The sequence below is a fragment of the Streptomyces sp. MCA2 genome, from assembly GCF_023544705.1.
Classification (GTDB): Bacteria; Actinomycetota; Actinomycetes; order Streptomycetales; family Streptomycetaceae; genus Streptomyces; species Streptomyces decoyicus.
Genome location: NZ_JAMJFM010000014.1, coordinates 101378 through 122467, shown reverse-complemented (window position 1 = coordinate 122467; position 21090 = coordinate 101378). Strand labels below are relative to the sequence as shown.

Genomic DNA, 21090 nt, shown 5'->3' with positions numbered 1-21090 from the left:
AAGCTCGGGGATTCCGACGATCGCGGACCGGGTCGTTCAGGCGGCGCTGAAACTGGTGCTGGAACCGATTTTCGAGGCCGACTTCGAGCCGGTCTCCTATGGGTTCCGGCCCCGACGGCGGGCCCAGGACGCGATCGCCGAGATCCACTATTTCGGCACCCGGGGATATCGCTGGGTGCTGGATGCGGACATCGAGGCGTGCTTCGACTCGATCGACCACACGGCCCTGATGGACCGAGTGCGTCACCGGGTGAAGGACAAGCGTGTCCTGATGTTGATCAAAGCCTTCCTCAAGGCCGGGATTCTTACTGAACTCGACGAGACCAAGGAGGCGTTGACCGGCACCCCGCAAGGCGGCATCCTCTCCCCGCTGCTGGCGAACATTGCTCTGTCGGCGCTCGATGAGCACCTGCACGAGTCGTGGGAGCCGAGCGGGACGATGTCCACCGAAGGTAAACGCGCCTACCGGCGCCGCAAAGGTCGGCCGACGTGGCGGGTCGTCCGCTACGCGGACGACTTCGTCGTCCTGGTGCACGGCACCGAGACCGACAGCGCGGCACTGCGCGAAGAAGTCGCTGACGTGCTCGAACCCCTGGGATTGCGCCTGCCGCAGGCGAAAACCCGGATCGCGCACATGAGTGATGGTTCGACTTCCTGGGGTTTCCGCATCCAGTGGAAACGCAAAGGAGGCACGAACAAATGGCACGTCTACACCTTCATCGCGGACCGGCCCATCCGGTCCTTGAGAGGGCATTATGAGTCTTGATGGCCGTTTCATTCTTGGGGTTGGGTGAGTTTCGCTGGTCGAGGGTTCGTTGCTGGTGCTACGGATGGGGCTGGGTGAACAGGCCGGGTTCGGGCTCGGTAAGGATTCCGCGGCTGACCATGCGCTTGAGTTTGGAGCGGATGCCCTCGGTGTTCTTCGGCAGGATGGGCAGGTCGGAGGGCTTCGCACAGGTCGCGGGCCCGCATCGGGCGTCTGGTGTCGGCGAAGACGGCCAGGATCTGCTGGTAGGCAGGATGGTCCGGCGTGGCGGGCGGCGGGGCCGCTTCGGCGACGGCGAGGTGGTGGGCGATGCCCAGGAGGGTCTTTCGGGTGATCCGCAGGTTGCCGGTCTCTTCGTCGAGTTCGCGGGTGCGCGGCCAGTTCCTCGATCCGGGTCCGGGTCTGCTCGGCCTGTTCGCTCAGCGCCTGCTCGCGCGTGTCGATCTGTTCCAGGATGGGGTTGAGCTGCGGGTTGTCGGTCATGCGTCGCGCCAGGTTGGGGTGGTGGTGTGAGTTGCCATTCGGTTGCGGCATCCATGCCGATCACGAATGCCGCCACCTCGCCGAATGTGGTCAAGCCATATGCGCCTCCGTACGTCGGCGAGCCGTTCGAGGAGATCCACTGCCGTCACTTCCTCATCGTGGAGCCGGATTGAAGACGAGGTCATCGCCGTACTCGAAATTCGACCGGTACTCAGCAATTGACTCATCGACAGCAGACGCGGACTCACCGCTCGACCGTCACGCGGATCAGTGTCTGCTGACCGTTGGCGACGAGTTTCCGCTGCCCGCCCTGGACGCCGAACACCTCCAACTGGCATACGGTCAGGGTGCGTCCGGGCTTCAAGACAGTTCCGACCGCCTCGATGCGGTCCCCGACCGCGGGCGCGAGAAGGTTGATCTTGTACTCGACGGTGAGCACCTCGGTGCCCTCGGGAAACAGTGTGTGGGCCGCGTACCCGCCGGCGCTGTCCGCGATGGCGCTGGTGGCGCCAGCGTGGAAGTAGCCGTGCTGCTGGGTGACTTCGGGCCTGCTGGGGAGCACGATGTGCACGCGACCGGGCCCGATGTGCGTAATGCGCGCACCGAGGTGACTCATCAGCCCCTGCCGGTCAAAGCTGTCCTGGATGCGCTTGTGCACCTCGGGGCTCACCTGTTCCTGCTGGGTGTGGTCTCGCACGTAACTCTCCTTCGCCGGACATCAGAGTCGGGGAACTGGTGCGGGGGCTGTGCATCAGACGGACAGGCGCTGACCAGAAGGCCCCCCCGATAGCGATCATCATGGCGCCAGAGACCCGTGTCACGACTCGCGCAGCCGAGGGACGGGTCTTCAGCACCGTGCGCGCCAAGAGGCCGACGGCGAGGTAGACGAGGGCACAGGACGTGACGTGGATCGTGCCAAGGAGGCCGGTCTGCACGACTACGGGCCAGCCCGACGCGGAATCGATGAACTGCGGGAACAGCGAGAAGTACAGCAGCAGCACCTTGGGATTTAGACCGCTGATGACGGTGCCCTTGAGTGCGATCCGCCCAGGCGAGGAGGCCAGGGCATCCTCGGACGCGGTCACAGCGGCGGGCTGCCGCAGGATTCCCCAGCCGAGCCATATCAAGTAGGCGGCCCGACGACGGTCAGGGCGGTGAGGACGGTCGGCGAATTCGCCACGATCACGACCAGACCGGCCACGGCTAGGGCGCGTATCGGGTCGTGATCAATGAGCATCGCAGCTTCCGGGGCGGGTGACCGTCTGAGGTACGGGGCCCGGCGATCTGGGGCTGCGCCGTGTAGGCGCGAGTGGCCAAAAGCGATGCCGCAGGCAGGCAGCGGCGGGGGCCGAGTGCCCCGGCTGCGTGCCCGCCGGGATGGCGTGTCAGACCATGGCGAGCCGTTCCACGAGCAGCTCCACCCTCGGCTCGGTGTCCTCCGGCGGCAGCCGTCCCGCTCGCGTCAGGGTGGCCAGCCCGTGCAGGGCCGCCCAGAACACCTCGGTGAACAGTCCCGGGTGGACGCCGTCCCCAGCGACCTCGCCCAGGCTCTCCAGCAGCGCGGCGAAGGCGTCCTTGAGAGGTTCCGGGGTGTCCTCGTCCGCGAACGCCAGGCCGCCGTCGAGCTGGAACATGGCGTCGTAGACCGCCGGGTTGCCTGCGGCGAAGTCAAGGTAGGCGTGGGCGAGGGCGGTGACCCTGGGGCGGGGGCCGTCTGCGGCGGAGGTCGCGGCCCGCAGCGCCGCGGCCATCTCGGCGGCGCCTTCGAGGGCGACGGCGCCGATGATCTCGCGCTTGCCACGGAAGTGGCTGTAGAGGACGGGCTGGCTGTATTCGATGCGCTCGGCGAGCCGGCGGGTGGTGACCGCGTCCCAGCCCTGCTGCTCGGCGAGTTCGCGGGCCGTGGCCACGATGAGGCGCTCGCGGCCCGCCCGTTCGCGCTCCTTGCGTTCCTGTACCGACATGATTCGATCCTAGCACCGCTAGACAATCGAGCGGCAGCAGCACTAGCGTTGCCTCATCACCTAGCGATGCTAGATTCCAGGAGGGGTCATCATGTTCAACGCACTCCAGGTCATCACCACCGTGGTCGTCGGCGTGATGGTGGGGGTGGAGTTCTCCGTCGCCTTCGTCATCAACCCGATCCTCAACGCACTCCCCGAGGACAGTGGCCAACTCGGCCGTGCCCACGGGGGCCGGATGCTCGGCGCCGTGATGCCGGTCTGGTACATCACCTCGCTCATCCTCGTCGCGGTCTGGGCCATCGCCAGATGGCACCACCACGGCACCGGCCTCGTCGCCACCTCCGCCGCGCTGCTGATCCTCAGCGTGATCATGTCGATCCTGCTGCTCGTCCCGATCAACAACCGGGGCAAGACGTGGACCCCTGACAACCGGCCCGCCGACTGGAAGCAGCAGATGAACCGCTGGGACCGCCTCCACTACGTCCGCGTCGCCGTCATCATCGCCGCCTTCGCCCTGCTGGTCGCCGCCCTCACCTGAGCCCGCGGGGCACGCCGGGTCTTGCCCTCCGCGATGCGCCGCTCGTAGTAGTTGCGGTAAGACGCGATCTACAACCAGCTCAGGCATGGATGAGGCCGCAGTCTGCGGCCAGGTGATCGCGTCGGGGACGCGGCTCGCCCGGCATGGCCGCTTTCAGTTTGGTGAGCCTCGCGGACGCGGTCGAGAAGGGCAGTGAGGGCCGATGGTTCGAAAGTGGCTGGCCGGCCACCGGTGAGCTCGTGGATGAGCGCGCCCAGCCCCGCCCCGCCAACGATGGGCCTGTCGGGGCGGGAGAAATTCATAGCGCACTCGGCAACCCCTCGGTCGCCGGCCGCTTTGGCCGCCATCCGCTTCAAGAGGTGACGTGTGCCGCGCTGTCTGTCGTCGCCGGGGCGGTGCGCGGGCGCGCTCAGTCGAAGCCGCTGATGTCCCACAACTGCACCGCGCCGTCGTTGTCGCCGCTACCCGTGGCCAGGGAGCGACCGTCGGGGCTGAACGCCACGCAGTCGGGGTTGGTGACGGCGCCGCTGTCGATCCGGCCGCGCCGGCGGTGACCGGACGCGTCCCACAGGCGCACGTGGTAGGTGTTCGCGGTCGCCACCGTGCGGCCGTCCGGGCTGAAGGCGATCCCGGAGACGATGTCGCTGTCCCGGAGTTCGGCGACCTGCCGTTGGCTGGCCACGTCCCACAGCCGCGTGGTGCGGTCCCAGGCGCCGACGGCCAGGGTGCGGCCGTCGGGACTGAACGCCACGCCGCTGACGTGGATGAAGGGCCCGAGCGGCCGGCCCAGTTGGCGGCGGCCGGCCACGTCCCACAGGCGTGCGGTGCCGTCGGATTCGCCCGTGGCCAGGGTGCGCCCGTCGGGGCTGAACGCCACGCTGTTGACCTTGCCGTAGTACTGGCGCTGCAACGGCCGGCCGAGCTGCCGGCGGGCGGAGACGTCCCACAGCTGCGTGGCGCCGTGATCGCCTCCGGCGGCCAGGGTGGTGCCGTCCGGGCTGAACGCCACGCCGGCGACCGGGTCGGAGCCGGCGGACAGGGGGCCGGCGAGCTGACGGCGGCCGGAGACGCTCCACAGGCGGACGGTGCCGTCGCTGCCGCCGGTGGCGAGCGTCCGGCCGTCGGGGCTGAACGCCACGCCGTTGACGGCGCCGGAGCCGTGGGACAAGGGGCGGCCGAGCTGACGGTGGCCGGACACGCTCCACAGCCGCGCGGTGCCGTCGCTGCTGCTCGTGGCCAGCGTCCGGCCGTCCGGGCTGTAGGCGACGTCGGTGATGAAGCCGGTGTGGCCGAAGAGGTTCACGGGCTGCTTCACCGGAGCCGTGGGCGCGGATTCGTGGTCCCCGGGCGATGGTTCGGGGCGGCCCGGGGAGGACGCCGGGGGCCGGGGGCGGGCGACGGTGCCGGGCGGTGCGGGGCGCAGGGTCCAGAGCACGACGGCGCTGAGCAGCGCGGCGAGTGCGGCGGGCAGGCCGGCGCGGAGGAGGCGCCGCCGGCGGGGACGGGCGGTCCTGCTCGGTGGTGCGGGCCGCCCGGCCGGAAGCGCTGCGGGAGTTGTGGCGGCAGATCCACGGTCCGGGGCGGACGGCTGCCGGGTGCGCGTCCCGGTCGTGGGGGCCCCGGTTCGCTCGTCGCCCGGTGCCGCCGCGGCCTCCTGGAGCAGCGTCGCCACGTCCTCGCGCCGCCGGGCGATCAGGGTGTGCACGGGCGGGGGCCACGGCCGCGCGGACGAAGCGGCCGGGTCCAGTTGTTCCAGGAGCTGGGCCGATGTCGGCCGCCGGACCGGGTCCTTGGCCAGGCAGGGCCGGACGAGGTCGCGCAGCCGCTCCGGGAGCATCCCGAGGTCCGGCTCGGTGTGCACCACGTTGTACAGCGTTTGCGGGGTCGAGGGCCCGGCGAAGGGCCCCCTGCCGGTACACGCCGCGAAGAGCACCGCGCCGAGGGAGAACACGTCGCTTCTCGGGGTGAGCCGCTGCCCCTCGATCTGCTCCGGGGACATGAATCCGACCGCACCGGCCAGCCAGCCGGTGTGCGTCAGGGCGCTGCCGCCGTCGCTCTCGGCCGCCCGCGCCACACCGAAGTCGGTCACCCGCAGCCCGTCGTCGGTGAGGAGGACATCGGCGGGCTTGAGGCCCCGGTGGACCAGACCGGCCCGGTGGACGGCGGTCAGCGCGGCGGCGAGCCCGGCAGCCAGCCGCAGCGCCGGCTCCTCGGGCAGTTCGCCGGTCACGTGCACCGCCTCGCGCAGTGACACCCCGGACACGAACTCCGAAGCCAGCCAGGGAAGTTCGGCGTCGGCGTCGGCGTCGAGCACCGCCGCGGTGTGCGGGCCGGACACCGCCCGCGCGGCGGACACCTCGCGACGGAACCGCGCGCGGAACCCCTCGTCCTCGACGAAGTGCGCGCGCACCTGCTTGAGTGCGGCCAGCTGCCCGTCCGGCGCAGCGGCCAGCAGCACCCGGCCCATGGCACCGCTGCCCAGCTCGGCGTACAGCCGGTACCGTCCGACCGTCTCCGGGTCGGACGGGCCCAACGGCCTCACCCCGCTCCCCCGGCGCGGCGCGGCACCCGGCGCCGCCCGCCGGCACCCCGCGGGCCGGCCCCGGCCGTCAGGGCAGTTTCCACAGGTTGACCTTCCCCACGAGAGCGGCGGCCAGGGTCCTGCCCTTGGGGCTGAACGTGACGAGCACGCTGCTGGAGTTGCCGAACGTGGTGAACCTGCCGAGCGTGGTGGCGATCTTGCGGGTGGCAACGTCCCACAGGACGAGCATGCCCGCCCCGGTGCCGCCCGCGAGGACCGTGCCGTCCGGGCTGAACGCCACGGAGTTCACGACGGCGGCGGCGCCTTCCGGCCGCTCGTCGGTGTAGGTGAGGGTGGCGATCTCCTTGTGGTCGGCGATGTCCCAGAGGTGGACGGCGTAGGCGGCGGTGGCGCCGGCCAGGACCTTGCCGTCCGGGCTGAAGGCCACCGAGCCCACGCCGGAGGCGAACCCAGCGAGAGTGGCGATCTTCTCGTAGGTGGCGACGTCCCACAGCTCGACCAGACCGGCGACGGTGGAGGCGGCGAGGACCGTCCCGTCGGGGCTGAACGCGATCGAGTTCACCTCCTTGGTGGTGGTGGGCGCCTTGGCCACGACGCTGGTCAGGGTGCCGATTCTCGCGCGGGCCGCCACGCTCCAGACGGAGATCGTGCCGATGCCGTTGGCGCTGGCCAGGATCGCGCCCCGGGGGCTGAAGGCGACGGCGCTGACCGAGACGGTGTCGGGGTCGGTGAGGGTGGCCAGTCGCTTGCGGGTGGCGATGTCCCAGAGCGAGATCGTGCCGTCGCGGACGGCGTCCTTGCCGCGCATCTTGCTGTCGGCGCCGGCCAGGACCGCACCGTCCGGGCTGAACGCCACCGAGGTCACACCGAGGTGCGCCGGGCCGGTGAAGTCGGTGAGGGTGGCCTTGCGCTGCCGGGAGGCGACGTCCCACAGCGCGATCGTCCCGTCGTCGATGCCGAGGGCGAGCAGCGAGCCGCCGGGACTGAACGCCACGTCCATCACGCCTCGTTCGCGCAGCGTGGCGTACCGCTCCGGCGCCCGCCGGGGCCCTCCGCTCGCGGCGGCCTTCTCCGGCTCGTCCGCGGTGCCACCGGGTGACGAGCCGGAGTACAGGCCCAGCGGGACGGCCACGGCGCCGGCGGTGGCACCGAGACCGGCGAGCAGGAAGGCGCGGCGCCCGGGCCGCCACCGGCCGGACGGCGCCTTCGGCGCGACGGGGAGGGCGTCCGGTGGCACGGCGGGCGGAGCGGTGGTGCTGCGGGGCGGCCCTTCCCCGTCCTCCTGGTCGCCGTCCGCTCCGGTGGGGGTGCGCGCATCGGGCGCCGCACCGGTGTCCGGGGGTGCGCGGAAGGCAGCGTTGCGGGCGAAGGGGAACTGGTAGGCGTCGCGGACTCCGCCGTCGACCGGCTGGGGGAGGCCGGCCCGCAGCAGCCGGACCCGCGCCTCGACGAAGATCTGCTGGGGGGTCAGTTCCGCCGGTTTGCCGGGGATACCGGTCCGCACCACGTCGACGAAGGTGTGCGTGAAGTGGGTCAGCCGTCCGCCGATGGGGGCCTTGGCCTTCTGGTAGCGGGTGCTGGCGCCCATGAAGTAGAGGCCGTCCACCGGGTAGCCGTCGGTCAGGTCGGCGGGTCCGGACTGGAAGAGGAAGTCGGCGTCCATGCCCATTTCGGCGTGGCAGCAGTCCAGGACCATCAGCTTGGTCGCGGCGGGCGAGCCGCGCAGGACCTCCATCAGGCGAGGGTGCAGCAGCGCCGAGTCGGCCAGTACCTCCGGGTCGCGGACGGTGCCGGTCAGGGCGAGCGCCAGCTGCCCGTCCCGGGTGCGCATGCCGTGGCCCACGTAGTAGACCAGCAGGAGATCGGTCACATCCCGGACCTGCGCGACCAGCTCCATGACCGCGTCCCGCGGGCTGTCCACGTCCTCGATCATGGTGATGCGCTCGCGCGGCCACCCGCAGGCGTCGCCGGTGAGCATGTCCACCATGGCGCTGATGCAGGTGTCGGCGGGCAGCGGCCTGATGCCCGGGTCGCGGTAGTAGGAGGTGCCGATCAGGATCGCCCGCGAGCGGGAGCGATCACCGTTCATCGTCGAAGAGCTGCTCGATCAGGGGCAGGATCTCGTCGACGGTGTCGGCGGTGACCTCCAGGCGGTCCTGGCCGCGGCGGAACTTCAGGGTGATCTGCGGTACGCGGGATTCGACGAGCGACTTGACGATCTGCAGCAGGATGGTGATCGCCCCGCCGGAGCAGGCGACGGTGATGAATTCCAGCGCCGAGCCCTGCTCGCCCGGGGTCGCCGGTGCGGACGCGGCCTGCGCGCGCAGCCCCGGTACGCCCCGCAGCTCGTTGTAGACCGCGTCGAGGTCGTCCGGATGGCCGGCCCTGATCTCGACCGCGCCGCTGTTCTCTCCCGTCACCGTGCCCCCGCTTTCCCCGCTGCCTGCCGTCCTGCCCGCGAGTATTCCAGGGACGGTCCCCTCGCGAGGAGAGATCGGGAACCTCGTCGCCGACTGGGCTCCCCCTGTACCCAGGGCCCGGAGCCGAGCCCGTACGCGAGCCGGCTCGGATTGAGAACGTCCTGACGGGGGTGCGGCAGTTTCTGCTGCATGGCATCACGACGAAGGCGGTGCCCTCGGCCGTGATGGCTCAGCTGTATGAGGTGGCGGAGTCCTGGGACCTGCCGGGAGCAGGCGCGCGGCGAGGACCTGACCAGTTACCGCCTGCGGCCGCGGCACTGGGTGAAGGTGCCGCGCAAGAAGGGCGAGCGGGCCACGGACAGGGAGATCGTGAAGCTGTTCCTCGCGTGCCGCAACGCGAAGTAGTCGACTTGGAGCTCAAGCTTCCGGACCGCGACGACGACCTTGCCGCAGCCCGCGCAGCCAACCGCGAGCTCATGGCCCAACTCAACCGTGACCCGGCTCGACGAGAGAAGTGAAAAGAGCAGGTCAGGGAGAACCACCCCAGGGTCAGCGCCACTATGCTTGAGGGCCCTGAAACGCCCTTCGAGTCTTCTGGCAACGCCTGGTGGGTTTCCCCAACTCAGCACGCTCGTCACCGAGGGTGACCCACCCGTCCGGGATCCAGATGGCGACGTGTCCCTCGGTGAAAGGATCGAGACCGGGAGGCTCCAGCACGAACACGGCCTCTGCGACCTCCCGGCAGGGCACCGAGAGGACAGCTGCGCCGCACTTCCGCTCTTTCACAGGGGAGGCACAACCGGTCGAGGCGCGCCACAACAACCCTGTGTTCACAGCGCACTTGACCCCGAACCGGCCGGGTGCCTCCATAACAACAGAGCCTATGGCGTGGCCAAGGCGCCGCTCGTCCACGCGGCGCGCAGCGCCTTCTTGTCCACCTTGCCGACCTTGGTCGTCGGCAGCTGGTCAAGCAGCACCGTCTTCCGGGGCGTGTACAGCTCTCCCAGCTCGGCGGTCACCGCCGCGCCGACCGCCTCCGGGTCGATCTCGACACCCTCGGCCGTGGCAAGGAAGATCTGTACCGCCTCCCCGTACTCCTCGTCCGGCACGCCCAGCGCCGCCGCGTTGCGCACACCGGGCAGCGTGAGCAGGAAGTCCTCCAGGACTCTGGAGTAGACGTTGTCGCTGGTGCTGCCGGTGACGATGATGTCCTTGGCCCGGTCGACGAGATAGAGGTAGCCCTCGGCGTCGAGGTAGCCCAGGTCGCCGGTGCGCAGCCAGCCGTCCTGCAGTGCCGCCGCGGTGCGCTCCGGGTCCTCGTAGTAGCCGAGCATCACCGAGTTGCCCCGGACACACACCTCGCCGACCTGCCGGACGGGCAACGCCGCAGTGCTGTCCTCGGCACGGATCTCGATCTCGGTGTCGGATATCGCGCGACCGCAGCTGCGCCAGAGCTCGGGGCGCAGGGCACACTCCGAAGCGAGCTCCTCCGCGCCGAACGCGGCGATGCCGAGCGCCTCCGACTGCCCGTAGCCCTGGCCGAGCACCGGCCCGAAGACCTCGACCGCCTGCTGCAGCCGGCTGGGCGACGTGGCCGCGCCGCCCACGACGATCCGCCGCAGCGCGGGCAGGACGCCCGGCTTGCACTCCGGATGGTCGAGCACCGCGTACATCATGGGCGGCACGAACATGGTGGCGGTGATCCGCTCCTCGCGCAGCACCGTCAGCGCCGCGCCCGCTTCGAACTCGGGCAGCACGACCAGGGCGGACCCCGTCACCAGGGCCTGGATCGAGGTGAGATGGCCGCTGCCGTGCGTGAGCAGCGTGGCGGCGAGCACCCTGTCCGTGCTCGGGTCCATGGTCGGGAAGAACGCGGGCCCGGAGTCCTCCGCGGCGTCCGTCACCAGGTCGACCAGCGTGTCGTAGAGCCGGTGGGTGTGCGCGGCAAGCTTGGGGCGGCCCAGGGTTCCGCCGGTGTAGAGGACGGTGACGGCCTCGTCCGCTCCCGGGGCGGGCACACCGTCGGGGCGCGCGTCCGGGCACTCGGCCGCCAGGGCCAGCAGGTCCGCGCACCGCTGCTCACAAGGGCCGAGGCTGAGCAGTGCGGGGGCGTGGACGCTGCGGCCGGCCGCATCGGCGGCCCGTTCCGCGAAGAGCGGGTCGGTGACCACGGCGCGCGCCCGGGACTGCTCAACGAGCGCGGCGAGCTCGCCGGGCCCCGGCTCGGGCGGCAAGAAGACGACGCGGCAGCCGATGAGATGGACGGCGAGCTGAACGAGGACCGAGTCGACACAGTTGGCCAGAAAAAGCCCCACCCCGTCGCCGGGCCCGAGCCCCTGCCCCCGCAGCGCATGCCCCAGCCTGAACAGCTGCCGCCGGGCTTCCCCTCTGGTCAGCCGCTGCTTCCCCTGGACGAGCGCCTCGGCGTCCTCGTCCTTGTTCCAGTGCTCCAGAATGCGGTCCACGTACGTCCGCGGCTCGGATATTTCCTGTGCGTTAACGATCACCAACACATGCAAACATGCCGCTCAGCGGCCTTGACCTCACGGGGGCCACCTTCGGCCATCGCCCGGCGGAGTATCATCCCCGCGATGCAAATTCGGTATTCGCAGGTCAGTTGAGCGTCTGAGAGAGCGCACCGGACGCCCGTCATCATGGCGGGGTATCGCTCCCCGTGGTGTGGTCCCAGCAGGCCCTTGCACGGAGAGCCCCGGACCGACAGCAAGGTTGGCCCGACGCACCGCGTGAACCACAGGCCGCTGCCCTGCGGGGGTGTGAAGCTCGCCCATGAATAGCATCTCCACAGACGGCCTGCCTGGCCCTGCAGGGCGCACAGGCAAGCTTGACCTCAAATCGAGAAAGCCCGACCGCGCAGACGACGGCCGCCACGGGCCCCGGCTGGTGACCTCACACCCTGCGCTTCAGTATTGGCGGAGAGGACTTATTCCGACCGCGCGCTATTTCGGTTGGCATCCTTGCCTAGAACGGGTGGAGAGCATGGCGGCAGGTGACGCCTCGCCAGGAGGCATGAGCTTCCGCCTCCGGCCGGAACGGTGGGGCGAAGACTGTTCTGGCTGCCGTGCAGCTTGGGCCGGAGAAGGCTTTCAGCCGATCGTGACTCAAAGGTCCCCGTTTGCGGCACCCTGCGAACGATTAGGCCGTGCCCGGATGCGAAAGTGTCGTGTCGATCAAGGAGAAGGCCGTGGGGCCTGTGCTGACAAGGGGGCAGGCATGGCTGAGCCACGTGGACATCACAACCTGTGGGGAGGGCAAGGGAGTCACCTGACGGATGACACCATCCCGCTGCGTGCAGCCTCAGAGGTTGCTGCCGAAGCATCGCCTCACAGCGGGCACGACGTCACGGAGCAATCTCAGCGCTCTCACTCCGTAGGCAGCGAGGCTGGTGCCGGCAACCAGGGCGATCAGTTGCCGCCCACGGTTCCCGCGACGGGTGGCGTTTCCAGCCTGGCGAAGTCCAGCGCCTTGATGGCGGCGGGCACCATCGTGTCCAGGCTCACCGGTTTTCTGCGCACGCTCGTCATGGCGACCGCGATCGGTGTCGGTACGCTCAACGACTCCTACCAGGTCGCCAATGTCCTCCCAACGATGATCTACATCCTGGTCGGGGGCGGTGCGCTCAACGCGGTGTTTGTGCCCCAACTCGTACGCGCCATGAAGAACGACGATGACGGTGGCGAGGCGTACGCCAACCGGCTGCTCACCCTGGTGACGGTGGCCCTTGCCGGCACCACCGCGATCGGCGTCCTGGCCGCTCCGCTGCTGGTTCACATGATGTCGCCGGATATCGCCTCCGACCCACGGCGTATGGCCATCACCGTGGCCTTCGCCCGGTACTGCCTGCCCACCATGTTCTTCATGGGAGTGCATGTCGTGCTCGGGCAGGTGCTCAACGCCCGCGGCCGCTTCGGCGCGATGATGTGGACCCCTGTCCTCAACAACATCGTGATCATCGCAACCTTCGGAGTGTTCATCTGGGCCTTTGGTGGCTTCACCGACTCCGGCATCAGCCCTGCAACCATCACCCCTGAAGGAGTCCAGCTCCTCGGCATCGGCACCTTGCTCGGGCTGGTAGTTCAGGCGCTGGCTATGCTCCCGTACGTACGCGACGCCGGCGTCACCCTCCGTCCGCGCTTCGACTTCCGGGGCCACGGCCTGGGCAAGGCAATGGGCCTGGCTAAGTGGACGCTCCTGTTCGTGCTCGCCAACCAGATCGGCATGGTCGTCGTCACGCAGCTCGCCACCAAAGCGGGTGCCGCAGCCGAACGGACCGGACACACCGGTTCCGGCATCACTGCCTACAACTTCGCTTACCAGATGTGGCAGATGCCGCAGGCGATCATCACCGTCTCGGTCATGACCGCAGTGCTTCCGCGGATCTCCCGCGCGGTCCAGGACGGTGAAATCGCAGCCGTTCGCGACGACCTCTCCTACGGCCTGCGGACCTCGGCCGTGGCCATCGTCCCCTGCGCTTTCGCCTTCTTGGCCCTGGGCGTACCGATGGCCGCTCTGCTCTACGCAGGCTCCGGCACTGAGGGCGCTCAGGGCATCGGCTACGTCCTCATGGCCTTCGGCTTGGGCCTCATTCCCTACTCGGCGCAGTACGTCATCCTGCGCGGCTTCTACGCCTACGAGGACACCCGCACACCCTTCTACAACACCCTCGTCGTCGCCCTGGTGAATGCTTCTGCCTCCGGGCTGTGCTTCGTTCTTCTTCCACCACGCTGGGCCGTCGCCGGTATGGCCGCCTCCTACGGGCTGGCCGTCACCATCGGCAGCGCAGTCGCCTGGCGCCGCCTGCGCAGACAACTGGGCGGCGATCTGGACGGCGCACGCATCCTGCGCACCTACGCGCGGCTGACGAGCGCGGCCGCCCCGGCCGCGCTGGCCGCCGGAGGCGTGGCCTGGGCGCTGCTCAAAGGTTTGGGCACAAATGCCCTGGGGTCACTCGCTGCCCTGCTTGTCGGCGTAGCCGTCCTGCTCAGCGTGTTCGTGGCCCTCGCCCGTCTTCTGAGGATCCACGAGTTCGGTGCCATGTTGGCCATGGTTCGTGGGCGCCTCGGACGCTGAAAGGTATCGGCGTCTGCGCCCAGCTGCAGCCTCAGAGCCCTCGGAGCGTGCTGCGAGGTATTCGACCCAAGAGGTCTTTGCGTAGTTCGCCCAGCGAACGGCGGTATTGGTGTGCAGGCCCAGGAGATCGGCGAGGACCTGGGCGGGGAGGTCCTGTGCCTGCGCGGCCAGGGCTGCGTTGCCGGCGGGGCGGGGCCTGATGCCGAGGGTTCGCAGCTCTGCGGCGAGGGTCTCGGCGCCGGTCGGCTGGCCGGGGGCCAAGCCGGGGAAGAGCCAGGCTGTGCCGCGGTGGGCCTGGACGAGTTGTGCGCGGGTGTGCGGGGTGCCGGCCAGTTGCTGAAGAAGGTCAGCGATCGCCGGCGGCAGCAGGGCGTGGTGCCTGCCGATGAGCAGGTGGGTGTTCTTTCCGTGCCGGGTGAGGTGATCGGCGGTCAACCGGCAGATCCGGGTTAGGGGGAGACCGAAGAGCAGGAGCAAGGAGCCAGCGGCGCGGGCGTCCAGGGGCATGTCGGGGTCGGTCAAGCAGCGGTCGAGTAGGCGCCACCGTTCGTCCTCGCCCAGAACGAGTTCGGGTTCGGAGCGGGGCCGGACGAGGTGCGGGAGTTCCTGTACGAGAATGGATTCCGCGAGCATCGTCTGTGCGTCCTGGAGTTCGCCGGCAGACACCCGCACGTCAAGATCGGGTACAGCTCCGATCCGTGAGGCCGGCTCGCCCAGCACGTTGGGGAGGCGAACCGCTGGTATCACACATTGATCCAGGCCCACGTCTCCGAGCCCCTGGGTGACAAGGCCAGCGGCAAGCGAGCCGAGGCCGAGGCGCACAGCTTCATGCGCAGGCTCTACCGCACCGCGCCGAGTTCTCGTGAGAAGTTCACGGACGCAGACTTTGAGGTCAGAAAGATCTGTGCAGGTTGCGCTGTGCTCCTGACAAATTCCACCTGACGGGGTCGCCGGGCCACGAGGTGCGTGTCCCAGGCGAGGGGCCGCTCGGCGGCCAGGGTTCCTGCGGAGTCGACGGGGCGCGATGCGGCAAGAAAGCACCGGGCCGCAAACGCGGCCTGGCCGTTGACGTGCTGGGCCTGATGATCGCGATGGTGGTGCTCGGCGGTACGGCCTCGGCAGCCAAGCCCTGAAGCACCAGGAGAGCCCGGCGACGGAGCACCGACGGTATCGCCGGCCGCCTCTAGTCGTCCCGCAGCGTAGGTCACTAGGTCACCAGGTCACGCTGGATTCGTCTTCGAGGCCGGCCACTACCGCACTATCCCGGGCTGCGCGGCGGTAGCCACTGTGTGATCCGATTGAACAAATCCGTCAGTGGCTCGCCGATCTCCTGACCGAACTCAGTGAGCCCGTAGGTGACTTGGGGCGGCGTCGTCGGCTCGACCTCCCGCCAGACCAGGCCGTCCTTGACCAGTGCGCGCAGAGTCTGAGCGAGCATCTTCTCGCTGATGCCTTGGATGCTGTCGCGCAGCTCGTAGAACCGAAGGTCGTTGCTCCGCAGGGAGATCAGTACCCAGATGCCCCACCTGCTGGTCACGTGGTCGACCACGTCCCGCGCGGGGCAGTCGGTGTGAAACACCTCATACCGCTGACCCACCTCGACCTGCGTCAGCTGCGCGCCTTCCTTCATGTCCGGAGCTTACCTCTAGGTATGTTCTTACGAAAAGTAAGTCTTGCTCCTAACGTCAACTGCCGTAGTGCACAACGGACTAGGAGCTGAACATGATCGTGGTGACCGGGGCTACCGGGAACGTGGGCCGGCCTTTGACGCGGGCCCTGATCGAGGCGGGCGAGCAGGTGACAGCGGTGTCGCGGCACGCGGCGGCGGTGCCGGACGGCGTCCGGCACGCGGCCGCCGACTTGGCCGAGCCGGCGGGCCTCACGCCCGCGTTGGACGGGGCGAAGGCGCTGTTCCTCCTGCTGTCCGGCGACCTGCACGCCCCCGGAGCCAGGCCGGCCGACATCATCGGCCTGGCCAAGGACAGTGGGGTCCGTCGGATCGTCCTGCTGTCTTCGCAGGGTGTGGCGACCAGGCCGCTCGGCCCGTCGCGGGTCGCGATGCGCGCGCTGGAGGACGCGTTGCGGGAGTCCGGCCTGGAGTGGGCCGTCCTGCGGCCGGGCGGCTTCGCCTCCAACGCCTTGGCCTGGGCGGAGTCCGTCCGCACGCAAAGGGCGGTCGCGGCACCCTTCGGCGACGTCGGGGTGCCGGTCATCGACCCGGCGGACATCGCCGAGGTCGCGGCGGCCTGCCTGGTGGACGACCGGCACACCGGCGGGGTGTACGAGCTGACCGGGCCCGAGGTGATCACGCCGCGTCAGCAGGCGGAGGCCATCGCCGCCGAGCTCGGCTCGCCGGTGCGGTTCCACGAACTCACCCGCGACGAGGCCAAAGCCGCGATGACCCAGTTCGTGCCGGCGGAACTCGCCGACGACACCCTGGACATCATCGCCGCCCCGAACCCGGCCGAACTGCGGATCAGCCCGGACGTGGAACGAGTCCTCGGCCGCGCCCCGCGCCCGTTCAACGGCTGGGTCGCCCGCAACATCGCCGCTTTCCGCTGAGGCACAACTCAACTGAAGTGCCCGGGCAGCCTCGTGCGGCTGGGGCTACAGCTATCGTCGCACGGGGCGCCCACCTCTCTGTGCCGCCGTCGTCGGCGCTCGAGGTGCCGGGCCGCGCAGGCCCTCAGGCCAGGCCCTACAGAACAGACTGCTGCGGGGCCGGCCACGCAGCGCCGCACACCGCCGTCGACCACACCGAGACCACGTCTGCGGCTCGCACGGCTACGCCTGCCAACCACGGCTGTTGTCCGCCAACTTCGGTCCATCGGTATGCGGCACCGTGGCCGAGCCGCTCCTGCTGAGCGCAGCTGGGACGGCGATCCATCACCTGCGGTGGGCTCACGAACCGCATCCGGACTCGACCGGTCCGGATTGCCGGGTGGCCGTGGTCGGTAACCGCCGGCACGCCCAGGTCCTGCACGACGCCCTGTTCTTCGGCCTTTTGGCGCGGCAGGGCAGGCGAGAGGCGCCGGTCGGAAGCGGCGAGCCGGAGGACAACCCGGCCCCGTCGAACACCGCACAGCGCGGCCGCTCAGTCACACGCGAAAACCCCCGCCGGATCAGGCCGACGGAGGTTCCTCACCTCTCAACTGCCCCTATGACGGGGGTCATGACTGCGTGGTCCTGACCAGGTGGAACACCTCGCGGGCGGCGTAGCGTTTGAGGCATCGGACGATTTCGCGTCGGGTCTTGCCCTCCTTGGTGCGGCGTTCGTAGTAGTCCTGGGTACGTGGGTCGAAGCGCAGGCGGGTCTGCACGATCCGGTGGAGGGCGGCGTTGGCCTGCCGGTCGCCGCCACGGTTGAGGCGACGGTACTGCCGACTGTCCGAGGAGCGTTCCACGGGGCTGACCCCGCACAGCGCGGCGAAGGACGCCTCACTGCGCAGACGTTCCGGGTCGTCCCCCACCGTGATCAGCAAAGTGACGGCCGTGTCCGGGCCGATGCCCACCGAGGCGAGCAGCTGCGGCGCGTGGCGTTCCACGAGCAGGACCAGGCGGCGTTCCAGCTCCTGGATCTGCTCGGTGAGCTGCCCGATTCGGTGGGCCAGCAGGCACAGGGTGTTGCGGGTGGCCGGCAGCACCGCCTCTTCGTCGCCCTCCTCGTTCCAGCAGCATCATCGCCCGGCGATAGCGCACCGAGCTGGTGCCCCGGCCCACGATCTGCTGCAGCCTCTGCCCTTCCTGATCGGTGAGTCTGCGCACCCGCACAGGCTCGGCCACCACATCCCCCAGGAGGCGAAACGGATGTCACCGCCCATCCAACCGCCAACCCGGCGAGCCATGTGGTCACAGCACTAGCCGGGCGGGAGCAATCGTCGATAACTGTGGATCAGCAGGGTCGGGAGAGTTCCTACGTATGGCCTCCCGCGCCTCAAGGCTGTGCTGTCAGAGTGGCCGTTTGGCAGCCGATGTGTGCCGTTGTTGCCGTCATCACCGTCGCTGGGGCACCCTCCGAGCGCAGCTCGCGAGCGCGGAGTCGGGTTGTTCTGGCGCCCTTCCCGCGCCGTGGTCTGCCGATCACCGTGCCGATGCTGGAGCCGCCCTCACGGCCGGAGCCCCGCCTCTGGAATCCACGCGTGCCGCCAACCCCCTCGACTGGTCGGCCGGCTCGTCCAGTTGGGCCACGGTGTGTTCCTCCCGTCCCAGCAGACCAGGTGACGTGGGTTTCGGAGTCGGTGAGATCAGCCCGGGAGGGGGATGAACAGCAGGATGCCGTGGGCGGTGGCGGCGTGGTAGCAGGAGCTGCCGGGGAAGGTGGCGGTGTAGAAGGGGGTGGCGACGGCGAAGACGGGGACGATGGCGTTGTGAATGGTGGCGGTGCCGTTGGCGTCGGTGACGGCGGTGCCGAGGTTGACCGGGCCGAAGAGCGTGGTGGCGGTGAAGGTCACCGGCTGACCGGCCACCGGCATCCCCGAGGTGGTCGTCAGGGTGGCGCTGAGGGTGGGGATGTAGAACTCGGGCAGCGGGGTCAGCCGGAGCCGAATCGTGCCTGGCTGCCCGGTCAGCTTTGTGGGAGTGGCGTTCACCGTGACGGGGGTGCTGGTGGAGGAGCCGGTGAAGCAGCTGTCACCGCCGTAGGCGGCGGTGAGGGTGCCGGTGGTCAGGGCCGTGGTGGTGAAGCAGGCCTGCCCCGAGGCGTTGACGGGGACCACCTGGGTTTGGCCGTTGGGGAGGGTGAACGTGACCGTGCCGGTCGGCACTGTGGTGGTGGCTGTGGTCGGGGTGATGGTGGCGCATACCGTCACGTTCTGACCGCAGGTGGAGGGGTTCGGCGTCACCGACAGCGTCGGCGTTGTGGGGTTGGGGCTCACGGTGACGGGGGTGGGGTTGCCGTTCACGGTCGCGGTGAACGTACCGGCGGTGTAGGTGTGGGTGGTCTGCCCGCTGCCGGTGACGTTCAGGGGGACGGTGACCGTGGGGCTGCTGTCCCCGAAGTTCACCACCGCTGTCCCGTTCGGAGTCCCCCCGGAAATGCTGAACGTCACCGGTTGCCCGCACACCGGCGCCGCAGGCGAGGTAGTCACCGTCAACGGGGAGATCTCCGTCACGTTGGCCGAATTGGCGTTGGTGACGTAGACGTTGCTGTTCGGCGCCGCCGCCACCGAGAACGGGAACGCGCCGACGGGGACGGTGGCCAGGACCGTGTTCGTGGCGCTGCTGATCACCGTCACATTGTTGGAACTGCTGTTGCCGACGTAGACGTTGCCGGTCGGCGCCACCGCCACCCCGAACGGGCCCCCGCCGGTGGGGACGGTGGCCAGGACCGTGTTCGTGGCGCTGTCGATCACCGTCACGTTGTTCGAAACGGTGTTGGTGACGTAGACGTTGCCGTTGGGCGCCACCGCAATCACTCCCGGGACCGTGCCGGCGGGGACGGTGGCCAGGACGGTGTTCGTGGCGCTGTCGATGACCGTCACGTTGTTCGAGGTCTGGTTGGCGATGTAGACGTTGCCGTTCTGCGCCACCGCCGCCGCGCCCGGGAAACCACCGGTGGGGAGGGTGGTCAGGACGGTGTTCGTGGCGCTGCTGATCACCGTCACGGTGTTCGCGTTCCGGTTGGCGACGTAGACGTTGCCGTTCGCCGCCACCGCCACCGCGTCGGGGACCGCGCCGACGGGGACGGTGGCCAGGACCGTGTTCGTGGCGCTGCTGATCACCGTCGCGTTGTTCGAAGTGCTGTTGGCGACGTAGACGTTGCCGTTCGGCGCCACCGCCAGTGCGAACGGGCCCCCGCCGACGGGGACGGTGGCCAGGACGGTGTTCGTGGCGCTGCTGATCACCGTCACGTTGTTCGAGCTCTGGTTGGTGACGTAGACGTTGCCGTTCGGCGCCACCGCAATCATGGCCGGGCCTGAGCCGGCGGGGACCGTGGCCAGGACGGTGTTCGTGGCACTGTCGATCACCGTCACGTTGTTCGAATTGGCGTTGCCGACGTAGACGTTGCCGTTCGGCGCCACGGCCACCGCCAGCGGGCTCGTGCCCGCCGGGATCGTCACCGTGGAGAACGCCGCACTGAACGGCGCGGCCACAAGCCCCCGTACAGCGGCCACCCCAGATCCACCGGCCGGTACAACCGACCGAACCCCGGCCACCGCCGGAGCTCCCAACCAACCCGTAGTCGACTTCATGACAAACCTCTCTCAGCTGAGAGGGCCGCCCAAGAACTCCCACCGGGGCCCGCGTCGTACAGCGCCGGAATACGCGAACCGGATCACCGCTTGCACACCGGGACAGAGAGAGGACACACCGACACGTACCACGCACCGGCGCACCGGCGCACCGCAGGGTTGCCCATCTCTCCCCGGAGAGATGGGCAACCCACCGGAAAACGGTCACCACCATTAACCCGAAATGGCCAATAAGACGCCACCGTATTGACTCGACTATCACCCGGACGGACCAACACACAGCCCCACCCGGGCACGTCGTTGGAGAGGACGAACTGGCGCGCAATGTGGCCCGGAACGTGGAGCTGGGCAGGGGGACGAGGTGAGGCGCGTTGACCGCCCGCCCGCCACCACTGTCGGGCGGACTCGACGAGCTTGAAGACCATGGCCAGGGCTGCGGTGCCACGGGCCCGCCGCCGGACGGTGGAGAAGGTCGACTCGATCGGATTCGTGGTCCGCAAGGGGATCCAGTGCTCGGCCGGGAAGTCGAAGACTCCCCAGCGGGAAGGTGCGCCTCCTTCCGGCAGGAGTGATCCACAGGCGTCGACCTTCGCTCCGCTGGTACCAAGCGCCGCGCCTCATGGGCCGACAAGTCCCTGACCGCGACTCCCGCCGAGGCGGGAGCATGGAGCGGGCCGCCGGCACCCGGCTCCGCCCACTCCGCGTAACCGGCCGAGCGTCCCGCCGATCGATTTGCCCACGCGACATCCGGCCCGTCGGCCTGGAACGCTCGGCACAGATGACGGCTGTCTTGCCGGGTGCTGGGATCCAAATGAGGTCGGCCGGTGTCGGGAGAAGACGGCCCACAGGGGCCGTCCCCGAACGCAGGAACCCCCGCCGGCAAGCCGACGGGGGTTCCTCACCTCTCACGCGGTATCACACACGTCTCACCAACAGCATTGACGCTCCTGGACCACAAGGCCCTGACCTGCGCCTGCGCCCCTGACCTGGACCACCTGGACCGCACGAGACGCGATCTACAACCTGTGCCAGGTGGGACCGTATGAGTCAGAGCGGGTGGCCACCGCTCTGCGGCCATGGTCGGCGGATTGCTGCCCT

General features: G+C 69.4%; 16 protein-coding genes and 3 pseudogenes. 7 read left to right on the top strand and 12 right to left on the bottom strand.

Annotated features, from left to right (window positions below; all coding sequences use genetic code 11):
* Positions 1 to 55 precede the first annotated feature (55 nt).
* Positions 56 to 766 (top strand): reverse transcriptase/maturase family protein, encoded by a 711-nt coding sequence (locus tag M8I34_RS14385; RefSeq protein ID WP_250049884.1) that lies wholly within the window; start codon positions 56 to 58, stop codon positions 764 to 766.
* A 330-nt stretch (positions 767 to 1096) separates the two neighbouring features.
* Positions 1097 to 1279 carry a hypothetical protein gene (locus M8I34_RS14380; RefSeq protein ID WP_250049883.1) on the top strand — a complete coding sequence of 61 codons (183 nt, stop codon included), beginning with the start codon at positions 1097 to 1099 and terminating at the stop codon, positions 1277 to 1279.
* A 214-nt stretch (positions 1280 to 1493) separates the two neighbouring features.
* Here the strand turns inward: M8I34_RS14380 and M8I34_RS14375 are convergent, their stop codons facing one another.
* The 3 genes from M8I34_RS14375 to M8I34_RS14365 form a co-directional block, all read right to left on the bottom strand.
* Positions 1494 to 1946 carry a PaaI family thioesterase gene (locus M8I34_RS14375; RefSeq protein WP_250049882.1) on the bottom strand — a complete coding sequence of 151 codons (453 nt, stop codon included), beginning with the start codon at positions 1944 to 1946 and terminating at the stop codon, positions 1494 to 1496.
* Complete coding sequence (locus M8I34_RS14370; RefSeq protein ID WP_250049881.1) at positions 1879 to 2334, bottom strand: LysE family transporter; 456 nt, start codon at positions 2332 to 2334, stop codon at positions 1879 to 1881. Before M8I34_RS14370 ends, M8I34_RS14375 begins: the two co-directional genes overlap by 68 nt.
* A 300-nt stretch (positions 2335 to 2634) precedes the next feature.
* The gene (locus M8I34_RS14365) at positions 2635 to 3213 is read right to left on the bottom strand and encodes a TetR/AcrR family transcriptional regulator (RefSeq protein ID WP_250049880.1); all 579 of its coding nucleotides are present in this window, start codon (positions 3211 to 3213) and stop codon (positions 2635 to 2637) included.
* 91 nt (positions 3214 to 3304) lie between these two features.
* On the opposite strand from M8I34_RS14365, the gene M8I34_RS14360 reads away from it, so the two are divergent.
* Positions 3305 to 3751, top strand: a complete 447-nt coding sequence (locus M8I34_RS14360) for a DUF1772 domain-containing protein (RefSeq protein WP_250049879.1) — start codon at positions 3305 to 3307, stop codon at positions 3749 to 3751.
* Between the two features lie 409 nt (positions 3752 to 4160).
* On the opposite strand, the gene M8I34_RS14355 is transcribed toward M8I34_RS14360, so the two are convergent.
* From M8I34_RS14355 to M8I34_RS14345, 3 genes are all read right to left on the bottom strand, one after another.
* Positions 4161 to 6284, bottom strand: a complete 2124-nt coding sequence (locus M8I34_RS14355; protein ID WP_250049878.1) for a WD40 repeat domain-containing serine/threonine protein kinase — start codon at positions 6282 to 6284, stop codon at positions 4161 to 4163.
* 76 nt (positions 6285 to 6360) lie between these two features.
* Positions 6361 to 8382, bottom strand: coding sequence for a caspase family protein (locus tag M8I34_RS14350; protein WP_250049877.1), 2022 nt, complete (start codon positions 8380 to 8382; stop codon positions 6361 to 6363).
* On the bottom strand, positions 8372 to 8713 hold the full coding sequence (locus tag M8I34_RS14345; RefSeq protein ID WP_250049876.1) for a hypothetical protein: 342 nt from the start codon (positions 8711 to 8713) through the stop codon (positions 8372 to 8374). Before M8I34_RS14345 ends, M8I34_RS14350 begins: the two co-directional genes overlap by 11 nt.
* A 237-nt stretch (positions 8714 to 8950) precedes the next feature.
* Here M8I34_RS14345 and M8I34_RS14340 point away from each other — a divergent pair, with 237 nt between their 5' ends.
* Positions 8951 to 9118 (top strand): hypothetical protein, encoded by a 168-nt coding sequence (locus tag M8I34_RS14340; protein WP_250049875.1) that lies wholly within the window; start codon positions 8951 to 8953, stop codon positions 9116 to 9118.
* A gap of 476 nt (positions 9119 to 9594) precedes the next feature.
* Here M8I34_RS14340 and M8I34_RS14335 read toward each other — a convergent pair whose 3' ends face one another.
* Positions 9595 to 11220 (bottom strand): class I adenylate-forming enzyme family protein, encoded by a 1626-nt coding sequence (locus tag M8I34_RS14335; RefSeq protein WP_250049874.1) that lies wholly within the window; start codon positions 11218 to 11220, stop codon positions 9595 to 9597.
* Positions 11221 to 11944: 724 nt separating this feature from the next.
* Between M8I34_RS14335 and murJ the strand changes: the two genes are divergently transcribed.
* Positions 11945 to 13801, top strand: a complete 1857-nt coding sequence (gene murJ, locus M8I34_RS14330) for a murein biosynthesis integral membrane protein MurJ (protein ID WP_308372278.1) — start codon at positions 11945 to 11947, stop codon at positions 13799 to 13801.
* Between the two features lie 984 nt (positions 13802 to 14785).
* A pseudogene (locus M8I34_RS14325) lies at positions 14786 to 14913 on the top strand (IS5/IS1182 family transposase); the annotation flags it as partial.
* Between the two features lie 146 nt (positions 14914 to 15059).
* On the opposite strand, the gene M8I34_RS14320 reads toward M8I34_RS14325, so the two are convergent.
* Positions 15060 to 15431, bottom strand: a complete 372-nt coding sequence (locus M8I34_RS14320; protein ID WP_250049871.1) for a helix-turn-helix domain-containing protein — start codon at positions 15429 to 15431, stop codon at positions 15060 to 15062.
* Between the two features lie 92 nt (positions 15432 to 15523).
* Here M8I34_RS14320 and M8I34_RS14315 point away from each other — a divergent pair, with 92 nt between their 5' ends.
* A complete protein-coding gene (locus M8I34_RS14315) occupies positions 15524 to 16363 on the top strand; it encodes an SDR family oxidoreductase (protein WP_250049868.1) in 840 nt (279 codons plus the stop codon).
* Positions 16364 to 16971: 608 nt separating this feature from the next.
* Here M8I34_RS14315 and M8I34_RS14310 read toward each other — a convergent pair.
* The 4 genes and pseudogenes from M8I34_RS14310 to M8I34_RS14295 all read right to left on the bottom strand — a co-directional run.
* Positions 16972 to 17445, bottom strand: coding sequence for a transposase (locus tag M8I34_RS14310; protein ID WP_250049866.1), 474 nt, complete (start codon positions 17443 to 17445; stop codon positions 16972 to 16974).
* Between the two features lie 4 nt (positions 17446 to 17449).
* Positions 17450 to 17584 (bottom strand): annotated as a pseudogene (locus M8I34_RS14305) (IS630 family transposase); the annotation flags it as partial.
* A 461-nt stretch (positions 17585 to 18045) separates the two neighbouring features.
* Positions 18046 to 19914 (bottom strand): Ig-like domain repeat protein, encoded by a 1869-nt coding sequence (locus tag M8I34_RS14300; RefSeq protein ID WP_250049863.1) that lies wholly within the window; start codon positions 19912 to 19914, stop codon positions 18046 to 18048.
* Between the two features lie 461 nt (positions 19915 to 20375).
* Positions 20376 to 20522 (bottom strand): annotated as a pseudogene (locus M8I34_RS14295) (IS256 family transposase); the annotation flags it as partial.
* Between the last annotated feature and the right edge of the window lie 568 nt (positions 20523 to 21090).

Excerpts from the sequence above, each read along its gene's own strand:
- M8I34_RS14365 (WP_250049880.1), bottom strand. The coding sequence starts at position 3,213 with ATGTCGGTACAGGAACGCAAGGAGCGCGAACGGGCGGGCCGCGAGCGC.
- M8I34_RS14360 (WP_250049879.1), top strand. The coding sequence starts at position 3,305 with ATGTTCAACGCACTCCAGGTCATCACCACCGTGGTCGTCGGCGTGATG.
- M8I34_RS14350 (WP_250049877.1), bottom strand. The coding sequence starts at position 8,382 with ATGAACGGTGATCGCTCCCGCTCGCGGGCGATCCTGATCGGCACCTCC.
- M8I34_RS14340 (WP_250049875.1), top strand. The coding sequence starts at position 8,951 with ATGAGGTGGCGGAGTCCTGGGACCTGCCGGGAGCAGGCGCGCGGCGAG.
- murJ (WP_308372278.1), top strand. The coding sequence starts at position 11,945 with ATGGCTGAGCCACGTGGACATCACAACCTGTGGGGAGGGCAAGGGAGT.
- M8I34_RS14320 (WP_250049871.1), bottom strand. The coding sequence starts at position 15,431 with ATGAAGGAAGGCGCGCAGCTGACGCAGGTCGAGGTGGGTCAGCGGTAT.
- M8I34_RS14315 (WP_250049868.1), top strand. The coding sequence starts at position 15,524 with ATGATCGTGGTGACCGGGGCTACCGGGAACGTGGGCCGGCCTTTGACG.